The organism is Pararhizobium capsulatum DSM 1112 (assembly GCF_030814475.1).
In the GTDB taxonomy this organism is placed as follows: Bacteria; Pseudomonadota; Alphaproteobacteria; order Rhizobiales; family Rhizobiaceae; genus Pararhizobium; species Pararhizobium capsulatum.
Window position 1 is genome coordinate 781418 of the sequence record NZ_JAUSVF010000001.1, and the last position, 15585, is coordinate 797002.

The 15585-nt window shown below is 58.9% G+C and carries 16 protein-coding genes and 3 pseudogenes; 12 read left to right on the plus strand and 7 right to left on the minus strand.

Translation table 11 applies throughout. The features are described from left to right. Nucleotides 1–19: 19 nt before the first annotated feature. Complete coding sequence (locus QO002_RS03650; RefSeq protein WP_307226790.1) at nt 20–463, minus strand: Lrp/AsnC family transcriptional regulator; 444 nt, start codon at nt 461–463, stop codon at nt 20–22. 131 nt (nt 464–594) lie between these two features. On the opposite strand from QO002_RS03650, the gene QO002_RS03655 reads away from it, so the two are divergent. After that, a complete protein-coding gene (locus tag QO002_RS03655) occupies nt 595–1488 on the plus strand; it encodes a DMT family transporter (RefSeq protein WP_307226792.1) in 894 nt (297 codons plus the stop codon). Nucleotides 1489–1544: 56 nt separating this feature from the next. On the opposite strand, the gene QO002_RS03660 is transcribed toward QO002_RS03655, so the two are convergent. Then, entirely contained in the window at nt 1545–2063 is a 519-nt protein-coding gene (locus tag QO002_RS03660) for a Dps family protein (RefSeq protein ID WP_307226794.1), read from the minus strand. A gap of 274 nt (nt 2064–2337) precedes the next feature. Between QO002_RS03660 and QO002_RS03665 the strand changes: the two genes are divergently transcribed. Together QO002_RS03665 and cysK are read left to right on the plus strand one after the other, a co-directional pair. Next, on the plus strand, nt 2338–2955 hold the full coding sequence (locus tag QO002_RS03665) for a LysE family translocator (RefSeq protein WP_307226796.1): 618 nt from the start codon (nt 2338–2340) through the stop codon (nt 2953–2955). A 132-nt stretch (nt 2956–3087) separates the two neighbouring features. Then, nucleotides 3088–4056, plus strand: coding sequence for a cysteine synthase A (cysK, locus tag QO002_RS03670; RefSeq protein WP_307226798.1), 969 nt, complete (start codon nt 3088–3090; stop codon nt 4054–4056). A gap of 133 nt (nt 4057–4189) precedes the next feature. On the opposite strand, the pseudogene QO002_RS03675 reads toward cysK, so the two are convergent. Together QO002_RS03675 and QO002_RS03680 are read right to left on the minus strand one after the other, a co-directional pair. After that, nucleotides 4190–5311, minus strand: a pseudogene (locus QO002_RS03675) (YifB family Mg chelatase-like AAA ATPase); the annotation flags it as partial. 420 nt (nt 5312–5731) lie between these two features. Further along, a complete protein-coding gene (locus tag QO002_RS03680) occupies nt 5732–6517 on the minus strand; it encodes a hypothetical protein (RefSeq protein ID WP_307226801.1) in 786 nt (261 codons plus the stop codon). A gap of 12 nt (nt 6518–6529) precedes the next feature. Here QO002_RS03680 and QO002_RS03685 point away from each other — a divergent pair, with 12 nt between their 5' ends. The 8 genes and pseudogenes from QO002_RS03685 to QO002_RS03720 all read left to right on the plus strand — a co-directional run bounded on the left by QO002_RS03685 (nt 6530) and on the right by QO002_RS03720 (nt 12072). Then, nucleotides 6530–6709 (plus strand): DUF6634 family protein, encoded by a 180-nt coding sequence (locus QO002_RS03685; protein ID WP_307226803.1) that lies wholly within the window; start codon nt 6530–6532, stop codon nt 6707–6709. A gap of 63 nt (nt 6710–6772) precedes the next feature. Then, nucleotides 6773–8218, plus strand: coding sequence for an AAA family ATPase (locus QO002_RS03690; protein WP_307226805.1), 1446 nt, complete (start codon nt 6773–6775; stop codon nt 8216–8218). After that, entirely contained in the window at nt 8215–8715 is a 501-nt protein-coding gene (locus tag QO002_RS03695; protein WP_307226807.1) for a M41 family metallopeptidase, read from the plus strand. The genes QO002_RS03690 and QO002_RS03695 overlap by 4 nt, the downstream gene beginning before the upstream one ends. Beyond that, nucleotides 8715–9704 carry a hypothetical protein gene (locus QO002_RS03700; protein WP_307226810.1) on the plus strand — a complete coding sequence of 330 codons (990 nt, stop codon included), beginning with the start codon at nt 8715–8717 and terminating at the stop codon, nt 9702–9704. The genes QO002_RS03695 and QO002_RS03700 overlap by 1 nt, the downstream gene beginning before the upstream one ends. A gap of 3 nt (nt 9705–9707) precedes the next feature. Further along, complete coding sequence (locus QO002_RS03705; protein WP_307226812.1) at nt 9708–10469, plus strand: metallophosphoesterase; 762 nt, start codon at nt 9708–9710, stop codon at nt 10467–10469. Nucleotides 10470–10647: 178 nt separating this feature from the next. Then, on the plus strand, nt 10648–10791 hold the full coding sequence (locus QO002_RS03710; RefSeq protein WP_307226814.1) for a hypothetical protein: 144 nt from the start codon (nt 10648–10650) through the stop codon (nt 10789–10791). Nucleotides 10792–10880: 89 nt separating this feature from the next. After that, a pseudogene (locus QO002_RS03715) lies at nt 10881–11027 on the plus strand (type II toxin-antitoxin system ParD family antitoxin); the annotation flags it as partial. A 265-nt stretch (nt 11028–11292) separates the two neighbouring features. Continuing rightward, complete coding sequence (locus tag QO002_RS03720) at nt 11293–12072, plus strand: hypothetical protein (protein ID WP_307226816.1); 780 nt, start codon at nt 11293–11295, stop codon at nt 12070–12072. 60 nt (nt 12073–12132) lie between these two features. On the opposite strand, the gene QO002_RS03725 is transcribed toward QO002_RS03720, so the two are convergent. The 3 genes and pseudogenes from QO002_RS03725 to alr form a co-directional block, all read right to left on the minus strand. Continuing rightward, nucleotides 12133–12516 (minus strand): RidA family protein, encoded by a 384-nt coding sequence (locus QO002_RS03725; RefSeq protein WP_307226818.1) that lies wholly within the window; start codon nt 12514–12516, stop codon nt 12133–12135. A 25-nt stretch (nt 12517–12541) separates the two neighbouring features. Next, nucleotides 12542–13792: a D-amino acid dehydrogenase gene (locus QO002_RS03730; RefSeq protein WP_307226819.1), complete on the minus strand. Its 1251-nt coding sequence runs from the start codon at nt 13790–13792 to the stop codon at nt 12542–12544. A gap of 24 nt (nt 13793–13816) precedes the next feature. Next, nucleotides 13817–14949 (minus strand): annotated as a pseudogene (gene alr, locus QO002_RS03735) (alanine racemase). 126 nt (nt 14950–15075) lie between these two features. Between alr and QO002_RS03740 the strand changes: the two are divergent. Beyond that, a complete protein-coding gene (locus tag QO002_RS03740) occupies nt 15076–15537 on the plus strand; it encodes an Lrp/AsnC family transcriptional regulator (RefSeq protein ID WP_307226821.1) in 462 nt (153 codons plus the stop codon). Nucleotides 15538–15585: the final 48 nt, after the last annotated feature.

Genomic DNA, 15585 nt, shown 5'->3' on the forward strand with positions numbered 1-15585 from the left:
AGATCGGCCATGCCCATCGTCAGCCGCCCGTCAACGGCGGCAGCCGCCGTTTCACCGGACTGGATTTGACGATCGAGGTGTTGGTCTGGGCCTTTTCGGCGATGCGGTCGAGGATCGTGTCCAGCTGCTCCATGTCCCTGACCAGCAGTTTCGCGACGAAACAGTCGTCGCCGGTGATCTTGTCGCATTCGATGAATTCTGGCGTGTCGATAATCAGCTTCTCGACGATATGCAGCATGCCCGGCATAGGGCGCACGCGGACCACTGCCTGAAGCGTGTAACCCAGCGTCGAGGGGTTCACGTCCACGGTATAACCGGTGATGACGCCGCGTTCGTCGAGCTTTCGCAGCCGATCAGCCGTGCTGGGCGAAGACAGGCCGGCTTCAGCCGCCAGCTCTTTCAGCGAGATGCGGGCATTGGCGGAAAGCAGGTCGAGAAGTTTTCGGTCGACATCGTCAAGCACGGGAACCTCGAAGGTAATTTGGAATGATTGCCTGAAAATGGAAGACGATGTCAGCATTTCACCTGTTTGAAATTATGTAAACACCCCATTTCACCAGCTATTCTCCTTGCATGTTCATGAGGGATGTGGCGATGGCGAACGAGCAGATCCGGCGCGGCCGGTTGGAGATGATAGCGGCAATGCTGATTTCGGGGACGATCGGCTGGTTCGTGCTGATGTCCGGGCAGCCGGTGGTCGATGTCGTCTTCTGGCGCTGCGCCATCGGCGCCGTGGTTCTGATGATCGTCTGTGCCCGGCTCGGTCAGTTTCGCAGGGGCATTCTCACGAGGCGGACACTGCTCATTGCCATTGCCGGCGGTGTTGCCATCGTTCTCAACTGGCTGCTGCTGTTCTCATCCTATAGCCATGCCTCCTTCTCGATCGCCACCATGGTTTACAATACCCAGCCCTTCATGCTGCTGGGCTTAGGCGCGCTTTTCCTCGGCGAGAAGGTGACGGGCGAAAAACTGTTCTGGCTCGGCCTTTCCTTTCTCGGCATGCTGGCGATTGTAGAGGGCAAATCCGGTGGCGGGGAGGATTATCTCGTCGGAATTCTGCTGGCGCTGGGGGCCGCCTTCTTCTATGCGCTGGCCGCGGTCGCCGCCAAGCGGCTGAAGGGCACGCCGCCGCATCTGATCGCCCTGATACAGGTGGTGACGGGCACCCTGATGCTGGCCCCGCTGGCGAATTTTTCCGACCTGCCGACATCGCTCGCGGTCTGGTCAAGCCTTGCCACGCTCGGCATCGTTCACACCGGCCTGATGTATGTGCTGCTTTACGGTGCGATCCAGAAGCTGCCAACCCATCTGACGGGTGCTTTGTCGTTCCTTTATCCGGTAGTGGCGATCCTCGTCGATCGGTTTGCGCTTGGACACGAGCTGCAGTCGGTGCAGCTTGTCGGATCGGCCGTGATCCTGCTGGCGGCGGCAGGCGTGACGCTGGGCTGGCAGCCTGGCCAGCTTGTTGCGCGGCGGCGCGCCGTCTGAGCCTGTTTCGCCAAGGGAAAGGGCGGCGCTCGATCCTTTGAGCGCCGCCTCGTCTGTTACTTCGCCTGGCGGGTTGTCTCGAACAGGAACCAGGTGCGGCGCTCGGCCTCGTCGATCCAGTTTTCCAGCAGGCTTGCGGTCGCGACGTCGTTGTGTTCGTCGCAGAGAGCATGGGTTTCGCGCAGCAGCGAGACGAGGTGCTTGTTGTCTTCGCAGAGCTCGGCCAGCATATCCTCCGGTGTCACATAGTCGGCGTCATTATCGGGAATGCGCTGCAGGCGCGAGGCATGGCCGATGGAGCGTAGCGTCGTGCCGCCGATCTTGCGGGCGCGCTCGGCGAGATCGTCCGTCGTTGCAAAGATCTGCTCGGACTGCTCGTCCAGCAGCAGGTGATAATCGCGAAAATGCGGCCCGGACATATGCCAATGGAAATTCTTGGTTTTCATATAGAGCGCGAAGATATCTGCCAGCAGCGCAGTCAGCGCCGCGGAGATGTCTGTGATCGCGTTGGATGCGAGATCGGACGGGGTCGTCAACGGTGCGCGGCGGCGCTTTTCGGCAGATGTTGAGGGCATGATTTTCTCCTTGCGAAACGAAAGACAGAAAAGGTGACAGGGCGTTAAAGACAGGCGGTCGGGACGATGCCTTGGCCGGAGAGGTGGCTGTCTTGTCTCATATAACGCGCTTCATCTGTTTTCCCGTCGTCAGGGTGAAGTTTTTACAATGATCTGCGGGGCTGGGCGTGCCGGCTTTCGAGGCACGGACGCAGTAGCGCCGGATTCCAGGATCGCTTGAAAGCGCTGCCGCGAAAGCGTAAAAACCGACAAAAATGAACCGGAGCGAAACACCATGACATTTGCGGTCCTGCTGGCCTATTGCGGCGCCCTTTTCATCGCGGCCGCTATTCCCGGCCCCGGCATGACCGCGATTGTTGCGCGGGCGCTCGGCTCCGGTTTTCGCGAGACGTTTTTCATGGGGCTGGGGCTTGTTCTCGGCGACCTGATCTATCTGACCGCCGTCATTCTCGGTCTCGCTTTCGTGGCGCAGACATTCACCACGGCCTTCATGATCATCAAGGTCCTTGGCGCGCTTTATCTCGTCTATATCGCCTACAGGCTGTGGACCGCGGGCTTGTTGCCGCAGAACATCGAGGCCCGCAAAAGCAGCAGCCTGGGCCTGTCGTTTCTCTCCGGACTGCTGGTGACGCTCGGCAACCCCAAGACCATGCTGTTCTATGTCGCTCTCGTGCCAACGCTGATCGATCTCAGGGCAATCGGCATCGACAGCTATCTTGTTCTGGTCGGGGCAACGTTCGTCGTTCTGATGGCGGTGCTGATCCCCTATATTCTGCTCGCCGCGCGGGCGCGGGCGCTTCTGAAACAGCCCAAGGCACTGCGCTCGCTGAACCGCATTGCGGCCGGCATCCTGGGATCGACAGCCGTGTACATCGCCACCCGCGCGGCCTGAGAAAACCATTTGCGCGATCGCGCGGCACCCTGCGGATTTTTTCTCGAGCGATGAGCGGTTGCTCGATCTGGCGCCCTCGTCATTGCCCGGCGGAAGCCCTATCTTTGGCCAACAACCACAAGGGAGATGAGCATGTCCGATCAGCGCAAACCCGGCCGCGGCCGTATCTATTCGTCCATCACCGAAACCATCGGTGATACGCCGATCGTGCGGCTCGACAAGTTGGCCAAGGAAAACGGCGTCAAGGCGCATCTGCTGGCAAAGCTCGAATTCTTCAACCCGATCGCCTCCGTGAAGGACCGCATCGGCGTGGCGATGATCGAAACGCTGGAAGCCCAGGGCAAGATTACCCCCGGCAAGACCACGCTGATCGAGCCGACCTCGGGCAATACCGGCATTGCGCTCGCCTTTGCCGCCGCCGCCAAGGGCTACAAGTTGATCCTGACGATGCCCGAGACCATGTCGATCGAGCGCCGCAAGATGCTGGCGCTGCTCGGCGCGGAACTGGTGCTGACCGAAGGGCCGAAGGGCATGAAGGGGGCGATCGCCAAGGCCGAGGAACTGGCAGCGACCTTGCCGGACGCGATCATTCCGCAGCAGTTCGAAAACCCGGCCAACCCGGAAATCCACCGCAAGACCACGGCCCAGGAAATCTGGAACGATACGGATGGCAGCGTCGATATCCTGGTTTCCGGCATTGGCACCGGCGGCACCATCACCGGTGCCGGCCAGGTGCTGAAGGCGAAGAAGCCGTCGATCCAGGTGATCGCCGTCGAGCCGGAGGAATCGCCGGTTCTTTCCGGCGGTGTGCCAGGCCCGCACAAGATCCAGGGCATCGGCGCCGGCTTTGCGCCCGCCATCCTCGATACGAAGATTTATGACGAGGTCGTCACCGTCAACAGCGCGCAGGCCGTGGAGATGGCCCGTCATGTGGCGCGGCTCGAGGGCGTGCCGGTCGGCATTTCCTCAGGCGCCGCGCTGACGGCCGCAATCAAGGTTGGCCAGCGCCCGGAAAACGAAGGCAAGACAATCGTCGTCATCATTCCCTCCTTTGCCGAGCGCTATCTTTCGACCGTGCTCTTCGAAGGTCTGGGAGCTTAACAGGGTCCGGACAGGCAGGGATATTTCCCTGACCTGTCGTGCTTCCGCTATTCTGGCGCCGCGCTTCATCGTTATTGCGCGGCGTTTGTCTGTCGTGGCGGTCGGCATCGCCCTGCGTCCTTCGCATCCCCGCTCATGCGGCCGCCGTCAGCCGTTCGCTCGGCATCCGGTAGGAGATCGCCTCGGCGATGTGGATGCGGCCGACAGTGTCATGGCCGTCGAGATCGGCAAGGGTGCGGGCGACTTTCAGGATGCGGTGATAGCCGCGGGCGGAGAAGCGCATCTTTTCGGCAGCGTCGCGCAGCAATTGCAGGCCGCTGGCATCGGGCGCGGCCATGACCTCGATCATTGTCGTCGTGCAGCGGGCATTGCTGGTGATCCCGGGAAGGCCCGCAGCGAGGAAGCGGTCTCGCTGGAGCTCACGGGCGCGGGCGACGCGGGCGGCGACGCTGCTGCTACCTTCGGCCATGCCGGGGCGGATGAGGTCCGCGGCGGTGACGGCCGGCACGTCGATGCGGATATCAATGCGATCGAGCAGCGGACCGGAAATGCGGGCCTGATAGTCGCTGGCGCAGCGCGGACCGCGGGCGCAGCTGTGGCCGGGCTCGCCGGCCATGCCGCAGCGGCAGGGGTTCATTGCGGCCACAAGTTGGATGGCGGCTGGGTAGGTGACGCGGTGGTTGGCGCGGGCGATCACGCATTCCGCCGTTTCGAGCGGCTGGCGCAGCGCATCCAGCACCTGCGGGGTGAATTCGGGGAATTCATCGAGGAACAGCACGCCGTTATGGGCAAGCGAGGCTTCACCCGGCTTGGCACGCAGGCCGCCGCCGATCATGGCGGCCATCAGGAGATTATGGTTCCCGGCAGCGGCCACTTCCAGCGCCCGCTTGGCGCTTTCCTGGCCCTTGATATCGGCGAGATCGGGCATGTTGGCAACCGGTGCGCGGATCGCGGGTTCCGGGCGGGAGAGGACCTGGGTGCCGCGGAAGTGGTTGGCAAGCGCAATCAGGCTGCGGGGTGCGAGGATGTCGATATCGGCGCCGGCCCAGGCGGCTTCGGGACCGCTGTCGGCGGGGCAGATGAGGCCCTTGTCGAGCGCATTGGCGCCGATGGCGGCGGGCAGGGCGCCGGCCACGGACGCGATGGTACCGTCAAGGTTCAGTTCGCCGATGACGACATAGGGCGAAAGCGCATCGGCGGGGATAGCGCCGAGAGCCGCCATCAGGCCAAGCGCGATGGGGAGATCGAAGTGGCTGCGTCTGCCACATTCAGTAGAGGTTATTCGTACAAGTGTATTCTAGCTTACTTCTCGGGGAGAAGTTATCGTTCCAGCGCCTTGTTTTCATGTGTCAGTAGACATGCGATCGTCAAATTGCTCAGTTCCCTGTTCGATCCTCCCGGAGGATCGAACCTTCCGCACGGGGCGATGTTCCCCGTCCCGATACCTCCGGACAGCCATGATAAGGGATCGCTGTCACCGAAGGCCGTAGCGAATGCGAAGGACAGGCGACCCGTCGCCTGTTGACGGCTATCCCGTTCATGGCACCATGGATCACCGGGCGGAAAACAAAAAGAGTGTGTGAGGGAGCCGGTCGCTAGACCGGCTCCCTCACACTCCGTTTTTCTGGAGGGGGTCCGGGGGAACCAAATGCTGATGTTCGCTTGGTGTCAGCCTTTAGTCGATCCACCGTACGCCGACGCCGTAGAAGAGTCTGGTGCTCGCGTCGCTCCAGCCTAAAAACTCGACACGGTTTTGCTCGTAATAGTTTTGCAAAGCCTTGGAGGATGCCACCCAGTCATGGCCCGTTTCCAAGCCCTTCAGGGCGGCAATTGTCAGCCCAGTTTCCGCAGCCACTTCATTGAGCGATTGATTTAGCAAGGCACGGGCCGCCCGGAACGATATTCCGAAACGTTCGTTGTGAAATTGACCTCTATCGTGACCTAAATGCGCTGGTCCGTCGGGTGCCAGCCATCTCGCGCCGGCACGAGACACCTTGGTACCAATTGACGCTTGACCAACGAATTCGATCCCCAGGGTGACGTAAAAATCGACTAGTTGGAGATTGAGGTCGAACATTGATTGAGATGTCTCAGCGTTGGAGATGTACCTGCGAGTGACCTCAGCGAGTACGGCGACTTTCTGCTGAGTTAATGCCGTGAGCGCGCGCGCGACCCGCAGAGTTTCAGGTGGAGCAGGTAATCTCATTTCGTTGACAAGCCGGTTGGCGAAATAAATGTCAACGAATTCGATTTGGGGTCTTTTAATATCCAGAGCGGCGGCTATAAACAGCCAATAGGGATAAAAAAACAACCAAAGTGATTCGGGTGGTCCATGGGCAGGAGTGATTCGGGTAGTTGGCGCATCGATAGTAAGTTGCCTGGGCAACTGCGAGGCCTTGCAGATGATCTTGAGGACATTCATCGCTGCGTTGTCGGGATATCTCCTGAGGTCGTGCTTCAAGACTGGTTTTTGATGAAGCGAGCGGTGCCGTGCTTGGTCGGGCGCTCGACTGGCCACCCTATGATCTTGGATAGTCACGCTGCTTGTACGAGTGAGCTCTATTACTTGGACACAGAGCGTGGTGTCGCCCGAACCTTGTCTCGGTGGTATCGGCTGGAGCGTGCTACGGGCGTTGATCTTCGACGGCACTAACTGGTTCGATCGTGGCGGCCGGCTTTGCTCGCTGTTTGATAAGTTTAAAAATTGGGGGTTTGAATGCCGAAAACTCTGTCCGGCAAACAATCGCGCGTGCCATGGCGTAAGGTAAGAAACGAGCGAGGCGCGGCTCTGACTCTGCCGGCCTTCATGGCCTACTGTGCTGTAGCGGGCGCGCTGCGATCCTGGAACAGGGTCGGCGCGAAGGCCATAGTGACGCTGATGGCACCCGATGACTTCTATTTCCCCATTTACGCGGAAGCTGCCCGCCACTTCGCTTCGCAAATCTGGAAGACCATGGTGTTCGAGTCCAATGTCTTCGAATGGAGCGACAAGTCCTTCCGACATGAGGCGGAGGCGCTGCGCGACGAGAGGGCGATATTCTTTGCGTCGACCGCCTATGAATTTAAGGAGGACGATCGTCTTCTCAGCGACGCGGTGATACCACTTGGCTCTCGCACACCAAGGCATGCCGAGGTCGCGCTCCGGCGGGCCGGGCTCCCTGCATCCCGCGAGAACGTCGAACTGCTGCTGACTGAACCGTGGCCGCGCCTTTATAAGGCTTTCCAGGATCGACGCGATCCTCTGCAGGCATTTCAACGGCTGCGAAGTCTTCCGAAACGAACGCCGTCTGTTGAGGTGCCGGTTGAGCCTAAGTCTGTCGGCCCGACCTTGTCTGAGATGCACGGTTACGGGCCGTTGCTGAAGTGGGGCTATGATCTCGCGCAGGACCTTGCCCGCTACAAAGCCGGTCTGATTCCTTGGAGTGACGTAGATGCTGGGGTCTTGATTTCGGGGCCGCCTGGGGTCGGTAAAACCATGTTCGTGAGCGCACTCGCCAATACCTGCGACGTGCCGATCGTGATCGGTTCGGTATCAAAATGGCAAGAGGCTGGCACACTCGATCATCACCTTAAAGCGATGAGAGAGACGTTCATAGAAGCAAAGACTAAAGCACCCTCGATACTCTTCATCGATGAAGTCGACACGATTCGCTCACGAGGTGGAACGAACAGAAACGACGGCTACTTCAATTCTATCGCGGTCGGCTTTCTGGAACTGATGGACGGCGTCGAGCGCCGGAATGGCGTTGTCGTTGTTGGTGCATGCAATTTTCCGGAGCGGTTGGACAGTGCTATCAAGAGGCCAGGGCGGCTTGACCGGCACATTGAGGTCGGACTGCCCGACGCCGTGGCGCGTCAATCGATCCTGAAGTTTCACAGCGGCATCACGCTCGATGCCGGTGAGGCCGAGCAATTTGATATCGCGACCGATGGTTTGTCCGGAGCCGACATCATGCAACTGGTCCGGGATGCGAAACGCTCTGCCCGGCGCGAATCAGAAGATGTCAGTAGTCGGCACATAGTCAGCCATCTTCGGCCCATGTCTGCGCTATCGGGTGAATATCTCCGCTTTCTGGCAATCCACGAAGCGGGCCACGCGATTGTCGGATTCGAATTAGGGCACGGCAACGTAACCGCATCAAAATTTCGAGCTACCGAGTGAACGACGAATATCGCGAACTGGGTTACGTGGAATACGAGCACGTAGGAGCGAAACGAAAGTCCCGAGCGCACTACGAAAACGCGATTGCGGTCTGCCTCGCAGGGATCGCGGCAGAGATAGAGTTCTTCGGCTCGTTTGCCGACGGCGCTGCCGGAACAAGCTCTTCTGACCTTAACCGCGCGACCGATATTGCCACCGCACTGGAAGGAGCGTTGGGCATGGGGCACACCCTGGTCGTGGAACGGCTTGACGAGGCCGACTTCGCTGCCATGCGTCGATACCAGCCTGAACTTCGAAGAGAGGTCCATAAAGTTCTTGAGGCGGAGCTTGGAAGGGCGACGTCTATCATTCGCGCTCAACGACGCGCGGTGGAGGAGCTTGTGGAGCGCTTGTTGGAATCCAGGACTATGACGGGTGAGGAGGTTGTCGAACTTATTCGCCGTTATCGGCGGACCCCCATCAGCCTTGCGAAAACGCAACCAAGGACGGGTAGCTGATGGCAAAGCGTACACGATCCGCCAGTCGCAAGACAAGCCAGCCAGCCATGCCCGGTTCCTTGGGGGAAGCGCTTGACGAAATCGGCTTCGAACCCCTTGGTCATCGGATTGTCGTTGGCAAAGGTGTTGTTGCACGACCAGATCAGCATCGCGACTGGGTTGGCCCGGTCATCGAGTATTTAGCACAAACCCTGCCAAGCGCTCAGGATGGAGGATGGGACCATTATTGCATCAGCGCGTACGAGGTGGCGTGCGAGGCTCTGGTTGCCCTCGGGCGTGCAGTTGAGGTGGAGGGAGGAGCGAAGCCTGTCGCCCAACCGGAACTTCCAGCGATTCTGCCACGCTGGGATGATATCGCGACAGCCGTCGTTGGTGTGTCCAGTCAATCGGGCGATTTGAGCTACCGGTACTTCGCTGGGAGGCGCGGCGCACGAAAGCCAGCCTGTCTCCTTGGGTCTAATATCCGCCCAGCGCATGGAAGCGGTCCGGCTTACCTGGAACCACGGGCGTTTCCCGTTTTCCAAAGTCTCGGATTAATTTTCGAGGGTCGTTGGACAGAACAGGCGGAGACAATTCTCTGGCGTGACTCCCCCGAGGAGTGGGGCATAGACTTCACCGAAAACGGCCGGTTCATCGACGCGTGCAAAGCAGCGGTGGCGAGTGTGCCGGAGGAAATGGTCATGGAAATAAGGAGGCTGGCCACTATCTCGGAGGAAGCGATCGAAGAGTGGCTGGAGCTCTTCGGACGCCGCGCCCCCGCTCCAAAGACACGGGAAGATGCCCTCCGATCATTGCGGTTTTGGAGCTGCATAGGCGTCGATCGGCTGTTCGCCGAGCGATGGCGGTTGGACGGTGGGTGGCTCTCCGTCGAGGAATCCAAGCGCACCCTTTACTTGCAATATGACCAGGTCGCCATCGAGATGAGGAAGGAATTCGTAAGCCTATCTTTGCCAGAGTTCCAGTTTCTCTCCCGACGGAGCATGGATTAGGCTATGAAAATCTGGATGGTCTCGGACCTACATCTCGAATTCGGCGAACCCTTTAACGTCGAGCCGCCGTCAGACGCAGATATCATGGTCTGCGCCGGCGATGTGCTGATAAAGGGAGTAATTCCGAGCTTGGCGTGGCTGACCAAAAGGATGGCCCACAAGATACCGGTCATCTTCGTGGCGGGAAATCACGAGTTTTATGCCGCGTCGGTGCAGGAAAGTCTGAGCGAGGCCAAGCTGGTAGGCTCTCCTAACGTTCATTTCTTGGAAAATGATGTCGTGGAAATCGACGGCGTGCTTTTTGTTGGCGGCACGCTATGGTCCGATTTCCGGCTTTTCGGATGCAATCCCCAAATTGCCATGTCTTATGCCCAAAGCGGAATGAACGACTTTAAAAAGATCAAGTTTTCCAAGACGCCGTTTTCCAAGTTCCGGCCGATGCATGCATACAAAAAACACGTCAAGACGAGAGACTTCATCGCTGCTGAACTTCGAAAGCGCTCTGGCCAGAAGACAGTGGTCATTACCCACCATGCGCCGTCTGCGCGTTCAATCGCTGCCGACTTTAAGCACGATCCGCTGTCGGCCTGCTACGCTTCAGACCTTGAGGACCTAATTCGCGAGACTGTTCCCACGGTGTGGGTGCATGGACATGTGCACCATCGCAACGACTACACAATTGCCGAAACACGTATTCTGTCCAATCCCCGTGGATATCCCGGCGACAATACTGGCTTCGAGCCAAGGTTCGTTGTGGAAATTTAAAGAATCCGGCAGGCTGCGGGATGGTTGACTGTCAGCACCTGGTGCCCTGAACCGCCCGAAAATATGCGCCAAATGCCGAAAGGCGCTGTAGAATAGCCGGTGCAACTACGTCTACGAATACTTGGATTCACCAATGCCGAGCCGAAACACGCAAGACCCTCACGAAATAGAGAGACAAATGACTGTCGCCCGCCTTCGTTTCGAGAAAGCTGCCGCAGAAATGGCAGCCGAACACCGTTTTGGCGGCCTTGATGTTCGATCCACCGAGCTAGAGATAATGGAAGAAGCAACCCGACTCGTCAAAGAGGCTCGAACCACTTGATAGCAACGTATTCGGCTGTCCGAGCAGTATCCTCGATTCGCTGGAGAAAGCCGATGACCTCATCGATCTCGACAACCGACTACCAAGAGCTCCGCAAGAAGACGGAAGCTGAGACGGTCGAGACGGCAGCTCTTCGCGAACTGCTTCAACGTCGTTTGAAAGAGCCGCTTATCCCCGCGATTGAAATGGCAGTCCGCGTCGCCGCAACGATTGAGCGGAAGCGGCATTCACTCTGACCGTTAAACGAAGGGCCGCGATCTGCGTCGCGCCGTTCAAGGCGATTTTGTTGTCTTCTCAACAAATTGAAAAAGATCGGTTACTCCGCTCCAAAGACACCTCTGACGTCTGTCGGAAACTATGGGCGATGGCGAAGAGGAGTTTTACTCAACGATCATTGAGTTTTTTGCTGGAACGCCAGCGCGCCGACAATGATACCTTTCCAAAAGCCGCTCTCCCGGCCCGGATACGATCAATGGCCATATAGGTAAGCAAATGCACGTAATGGCACTCCTGAAGTCCGAAATGTTTGCAATATCAATCGAGCGGCAGAAGGCGTCTATCAACGATCTTTTCCCCGATTGGAATGAGTATGATCGTTTCGGGCTTGTCATTGATGAAGCCTTCGGTGGGATTGGCGCAACGCATTTGCTTCAGGTCGCAATGACCGCCTACTACGATGTTAAAGCGTCTCGCCGTAGCACACTGACGGTCTATCCCGAGATTTACGCGTTCCATATCGGACGCGGGTTCGGCTCCCACGCGCATTATGATTTTTGGCCTGCACGGCGTGAGGTAATTCTGAAAACCAGCGACCATCGCGAAGTGTTAGACGCAATCAATGATCGGGGCATAACTCGGCTTGCTGTTCCCGACAGAGCAATGAAGGATGTTGTTCATAGGCCAAAGGAAGAAGACGCCGCCTTTGACCGCATCTCTTCTGCCTTTGTTTACGATGCATCAGGTCGAACCAGCGGAGCCAATGTGACGATCTCCGGCTTGGACCGGCGCACGGAGTTCAATCCGACGCAAACTCTGCGGCCTCTGTCTGAACTCAAAATCAACCGAATTTCGTCTGCCACTGGCCGGCCCGTTAAGGAGGCGGACGATACGTTTTTACATTGGATCACGGAACGAGATGCTGACGTTACCGATCAGGATCGTGAATTCGCAAAAGCGCGACGGGCAGCCCTCAAGTCCGGCGACCTGGTGGAAGAAACTTATCGACGGGTCAGTGTTGCCGAAGCGCTAAAACGACTGGCTTCAGCGGGAATTCCGGCATGAATAGCGTCACCGACGATTGCGGCGGCGTCCTATGGGAAGTCGTGGGCGGCGTCTATTATATCAATTACCAACAGCAATGACCGCCTCGATTTCAACCTTTGCGCCCTTTGGAAGCTTGCTAACTTCAAAGCAAGCCCGCGCGGGATAGGGCTTGGCAAAGAAGCCTGCATAGACCTCGTTGATTCCGGCAAAATGGCCGAGGTCGGTTAGGAGGACGGTCGTCTTGACGGTGTTGGCGAGCGTGGTGCCGGCGGCAGCGGCAATGGCGACCAGATTCTTCAGGCACTGATCGGCCTGGGCGATGGCATCGTCGGAATTGAACTCGCCTGTCGCGGGATCGATCGGCAGCTGGCCTGAGACGAACAGCAGGTTGCCAACCCTGATCGCCTGCGAAAAAGGTCCGACAGCGCCCGGCGCTTCGGTCGTGTCGATTTCTTCGAGCATGAATTTGTCTCCTGTTGAATTACGGTCAGGCATAGCGCGCGATCGCGAGATCGGTCGCGTCGATAACGGGTTTACGGCCCGACACGAGGTCGGCGATGACGCGGGCCGAACCCGAACTCATGGTCCAGCCGAGCGTGCCGTGGCCGGTGTTGAGGAAGAGGCCGCCGACCTTGGTTGCGCCGATCACCGGCGTGCCATCCGGCGTCATCGGGCGGAGACCGGACCAGAAGCTCGCCTTCGACACATCGCCGCCGGGGAAAAGATCGGTGACGGAATGCTGCAGCGCCAGGCGGCGGGGCTCTCCGAGATCGTTGGTGTAGCCGGAGATTTCCGCCATGCCACCGACACGAATCCGGTCGCCGAGCCGGGTGATGGCGATCTTGAAGGTTTCGTCCATCACGGTCGAGATCGGCGCGCGCGCCTCGTCGGTGATCGGAATGGTCAGCGAATAGCCCTTGACCGGATAAACCGGCAGGCGAATATCATGCGGCCGCACCAGAAGCGGCGAGAAGCTGCCGAGCGCCACGACCACCGCAGTGGCTTCCAGCCGGCCATGGGCGGTGATGACGCCCCGGACACGGCCGCCCTCGACATCGAGACCGCGGATGATGCTGCCATAGTTGAAACGAACGCCGAGTTCCGCAGCTTTTGCCGCCAAGGCATTGGAGAACTTGAAACAGTCACCGGTCTCGTCCTTCGGCGTCAAAAGGCCGCCGACGATCTTCTCGCGCACATGCTTCAGTGCCGGCTCGACGCGAATGCAACCATCCAGATCAAGCACTTCATAGGGAATGCCATCTGCCGCCAGCGCCTTGACGTCTTTGGCCGATGCATCGAGTTGGGCCTCGGTCCGGAACAACTGCAGCGTGCCCTGCATGCGTTCGTCATAGGTAATGCCGGTTTCCTCGCGCATCGCGGCAAGCGAGATGCGGCTATAGTCCGCCAGTCGCAGCATGCGGCTCTTGTTGATGGCATAGCGCTTCGAGGTGCAGTTGGAGAGCATCTTCAGCATCCATGAAATCATGGCTGCATCGACCTTCGGGCGCAGGATCAGGGGCGCATGTTCCATGAACAGCCATTTCAGCGCCTTCATTGGAATGCCGGGGGCAGCCCAAGGCGAGCAATAGCCGAAGGATACCTCGCCGGCATTGGCAAAGCTGGTCTCCAGCGCCGGCCCGGGCTGGCGATCGATGACCGTGACCTCATGGCCGGCCTTGGCAAGCTGGTAGGCCGATGTGATGCCGACAATGCCGGCACCGAGAACAATGACTTTCATGATATCCTCAACGATGAAGAAGGTTCAGCGGTAGTGCCGCTGGTATCGGTGGCCGAGACCGCTGAGAATCTCGTAGGAAATGGTCCCGGCGTCGCGGGCGAAGTCGTCCAGCGTCTGGTTTGGCCCGAGCACCTCAACAAGACTTCCGAGCGTCAGCCGTTCCGCCGGTAAGTCGGAGATGTCGACGATGATGCTGTCCATCGAAACGCGGCCGACGATCGGCAGCCGGACGCCGTCGCAATAGACGGCACCCCTATCCGAGAGGCTGCGTGGCAGGCCGTCTGCATAGCCGGCGGCGATAGTCGCGAGCCGCGTTTCGCGCTTCGTGATATGGGTCGCGCTGTAGCCGATGCCGTTCCAGCCGGCACGGTGCGCGTCTGCACGACGGCGACATCGAGGTGGACAACCGGCTCCATCGGGTTATCCCGACTGCCTGTCGGTGCGCCTCCGTAAAGCGCGACACCCGGGCGAACGAGCACACCATGGTAGACCTCGCCGAGAAAGATGCCGCCGGAATTGGCAAAGCAGACCGAGAACTGGGAAAATTCGGCCGCCACCTTTGCCATTTCAGCGCGCTGGTCGCCGTTCTGCGCACTGTCCGCATCATCAGCGGAAGCCAGATGGCTCATGATGAAATGAACGTCGACGCCGTTTTCGACTTTCACGAGGTCGGCGAGAGCCGCGCGGTCTTCCGGGGCAAGACCCAGGCGCGACATGCCGGTGTCGAACTGCAGGACAGCAGACAGCGTCCGGGTCAACGCACTGGCTGCCGATGCCCATTGCCGCCACTGTTCCAGCGAATTTATAACGGGGACAATATCCTGGCGTGCGCAGGCCTCTTCATTTCCTGGCTGCAGACCGTTAAGCACGAACATAGCCGCATCCCGAGGCAAAAGCCTGCGCAACGCGAGGGCTTCCCCGAACTCGGCTATGAAGAAGTGTCGGCAGCCTTGGCCGTAGAGTTTCTGTGCGATGCGATCCGCGCCAAGGCCATAGGCATTCGCCTTTACGACAGCCGCGACAATCGCCGGCGCGACCTCGGCGCTGAGGCGTTTGTAGTTGCGGGCAAGTGCGGCCAGATCGATGGTCAGATAGCCCGATGCGCCACCAGCGTCCGCTTTCGGCTCATGCACCTTGCTGGGTAAAAAACCATCCATTTTCCGTCTCCCGAATCTCATCGCACCCTATTGAAAGAATCGGAGAATATCCGGCCGGAAGACGCTTGATTATTGCGTGAGTGGATGATTATTGAACGAAATGACAAATTATTGGAAGAATCTGCAATGGGGGCTCTCGACACGATCGATCGCAATATTCTCCGTCTTCTCCGGATTGACGCGCGGATGAGCAACGCAAGTCTCTCCGCCGAGGTCGGTCTGTCGCCGTCCGCCTGTTTACGGCGGATCAAGCTGATGGAACAGTCAGGCGTCATCCGCGGCTACACCGCTCTTGTGGACGCAGGAAATGCCGATGCCAGTATCGCAGTCATCATCAACATCACCCTGGAACGGCAAACTGAAGATCACCTCGACCGCTTCGAGGCGGCCGTGCGCAAATATCCGGAAATCCGGGAGTGTTTCCTGATGACAGGTGGATCAGACTATCTGCTGCGGGTCGAGGTCGAAAGCGCGGGCGAGTTCGAGCGAATCCACAAGGAAATTCTTTCCAAACTCCCGGGCGTTCTGCGCATCCACTCGAGTTTTTCGATTCGCAACGTGTTAGCGACGCGGCCCAAGAGAAATTGAGTCTTCCCATGCCTAGCCCGACGTAACGATTTGTTGCCTCGCAAGGAG

What these genes read in the sequence shown, in the direction of transcription:
- QO002_RS03655 (WP_307226792.1), top strand. Translation starts at nt 595, where the DNA reads ATGGCGAACGAGCAGATCCGGCGCGGCCGGTTGGAGATGATAGCGGCA.
- QO002_RS03660 (WP_307226794.1), bottom strand. Translation starts at nt 2,063, where the DNA reads ATGCCCTCAACATCTGCCGAAAAGCGCCGCCGCGCACCGTTGACGACC.
- QO002_RS03665 (WP_307226796.1), top strand. Translation starts at nt 2,338, where the DNA reads ATGACATTTGCGGTCCTGCTGGCCTATTGCGGCGCCCTTTTCATCGCG.
- cysK (WP_307226798.1), top strand. Translation starts at nt 3,088, where the DNA reads ATGTCCGATCAGCGCAAACCCGGCCGCGGCCGTATCTATTCGTCCATC.
- QO002_RS03685 (WP_307226803.1), top strand. Translation starts at nt 6,530, where the DNA reads ATGAAGCGAGCGGTGCCGTGCTTGGTCGGGCGCTCGACTGGCCACCCT.
- QO002_RS03690 (WP_307226805.1), top strand. Translation starts at nt 6,773, where the DNA reads ATGCCGAAAACTCTGTCCGGCAAACAATCGCGCGTGCCATGGCGTAAG.
- QO002_RS03700 (WP_307226810.1), top strand. Translation starts at nt 8,715, where the DNA reads ATGGCAAAGCGTACACGATCCGCCAGTCGCAAGACAAGCCAGCCAGCC.
- QO002_RS03705 (WP_307226812.1), top strand. Translation starts at nt 9,708, where the DNA reads ATGAAAATCTGGATGGTCTCGGACCTACATCTCGAATTCGGCGAACCC.
- QO002_RS03710 (WP_307226814.1), top strand. Translation starts at nt 10,648, where the DNA reads ATGACTGTCGCCCGCCTTCGTTTCGAGAAAGCTGCCGCAGAAATGGCA.
- QO002_RS03720 (WP_307226816.1), top strand. Translation starts at nt 11,293, where the DNA reads ATGGCACTCCTGAAGTCCGAAATGTTTGCAATATCAATCGAGCGGCAG.
- QO002_RS03725 (WP_307226818.1), bottom strand. Translation starts at nt 12,516, where the DNA reads ATGCTCGAAGAAATCGACACGACCGAAGCGCCGGGCGCTGTCGGACCT.
- QO002_RS03730 (WP_307226819.1), bottom strand. Translation starts at nt 13,792, where the DNA reads ATGAAAGTCATTGTTCTCGGTGCCGGCATTGTCGGCATCACATCGGCC.
- QO002_RS03740 (WP_307226821.1), top strand. Translation starts at nt 15,076, where the DNA reads ATGGGGGCTCTCGACACGATCGATCGCAATATTCTCCGTCTTCTCCGG.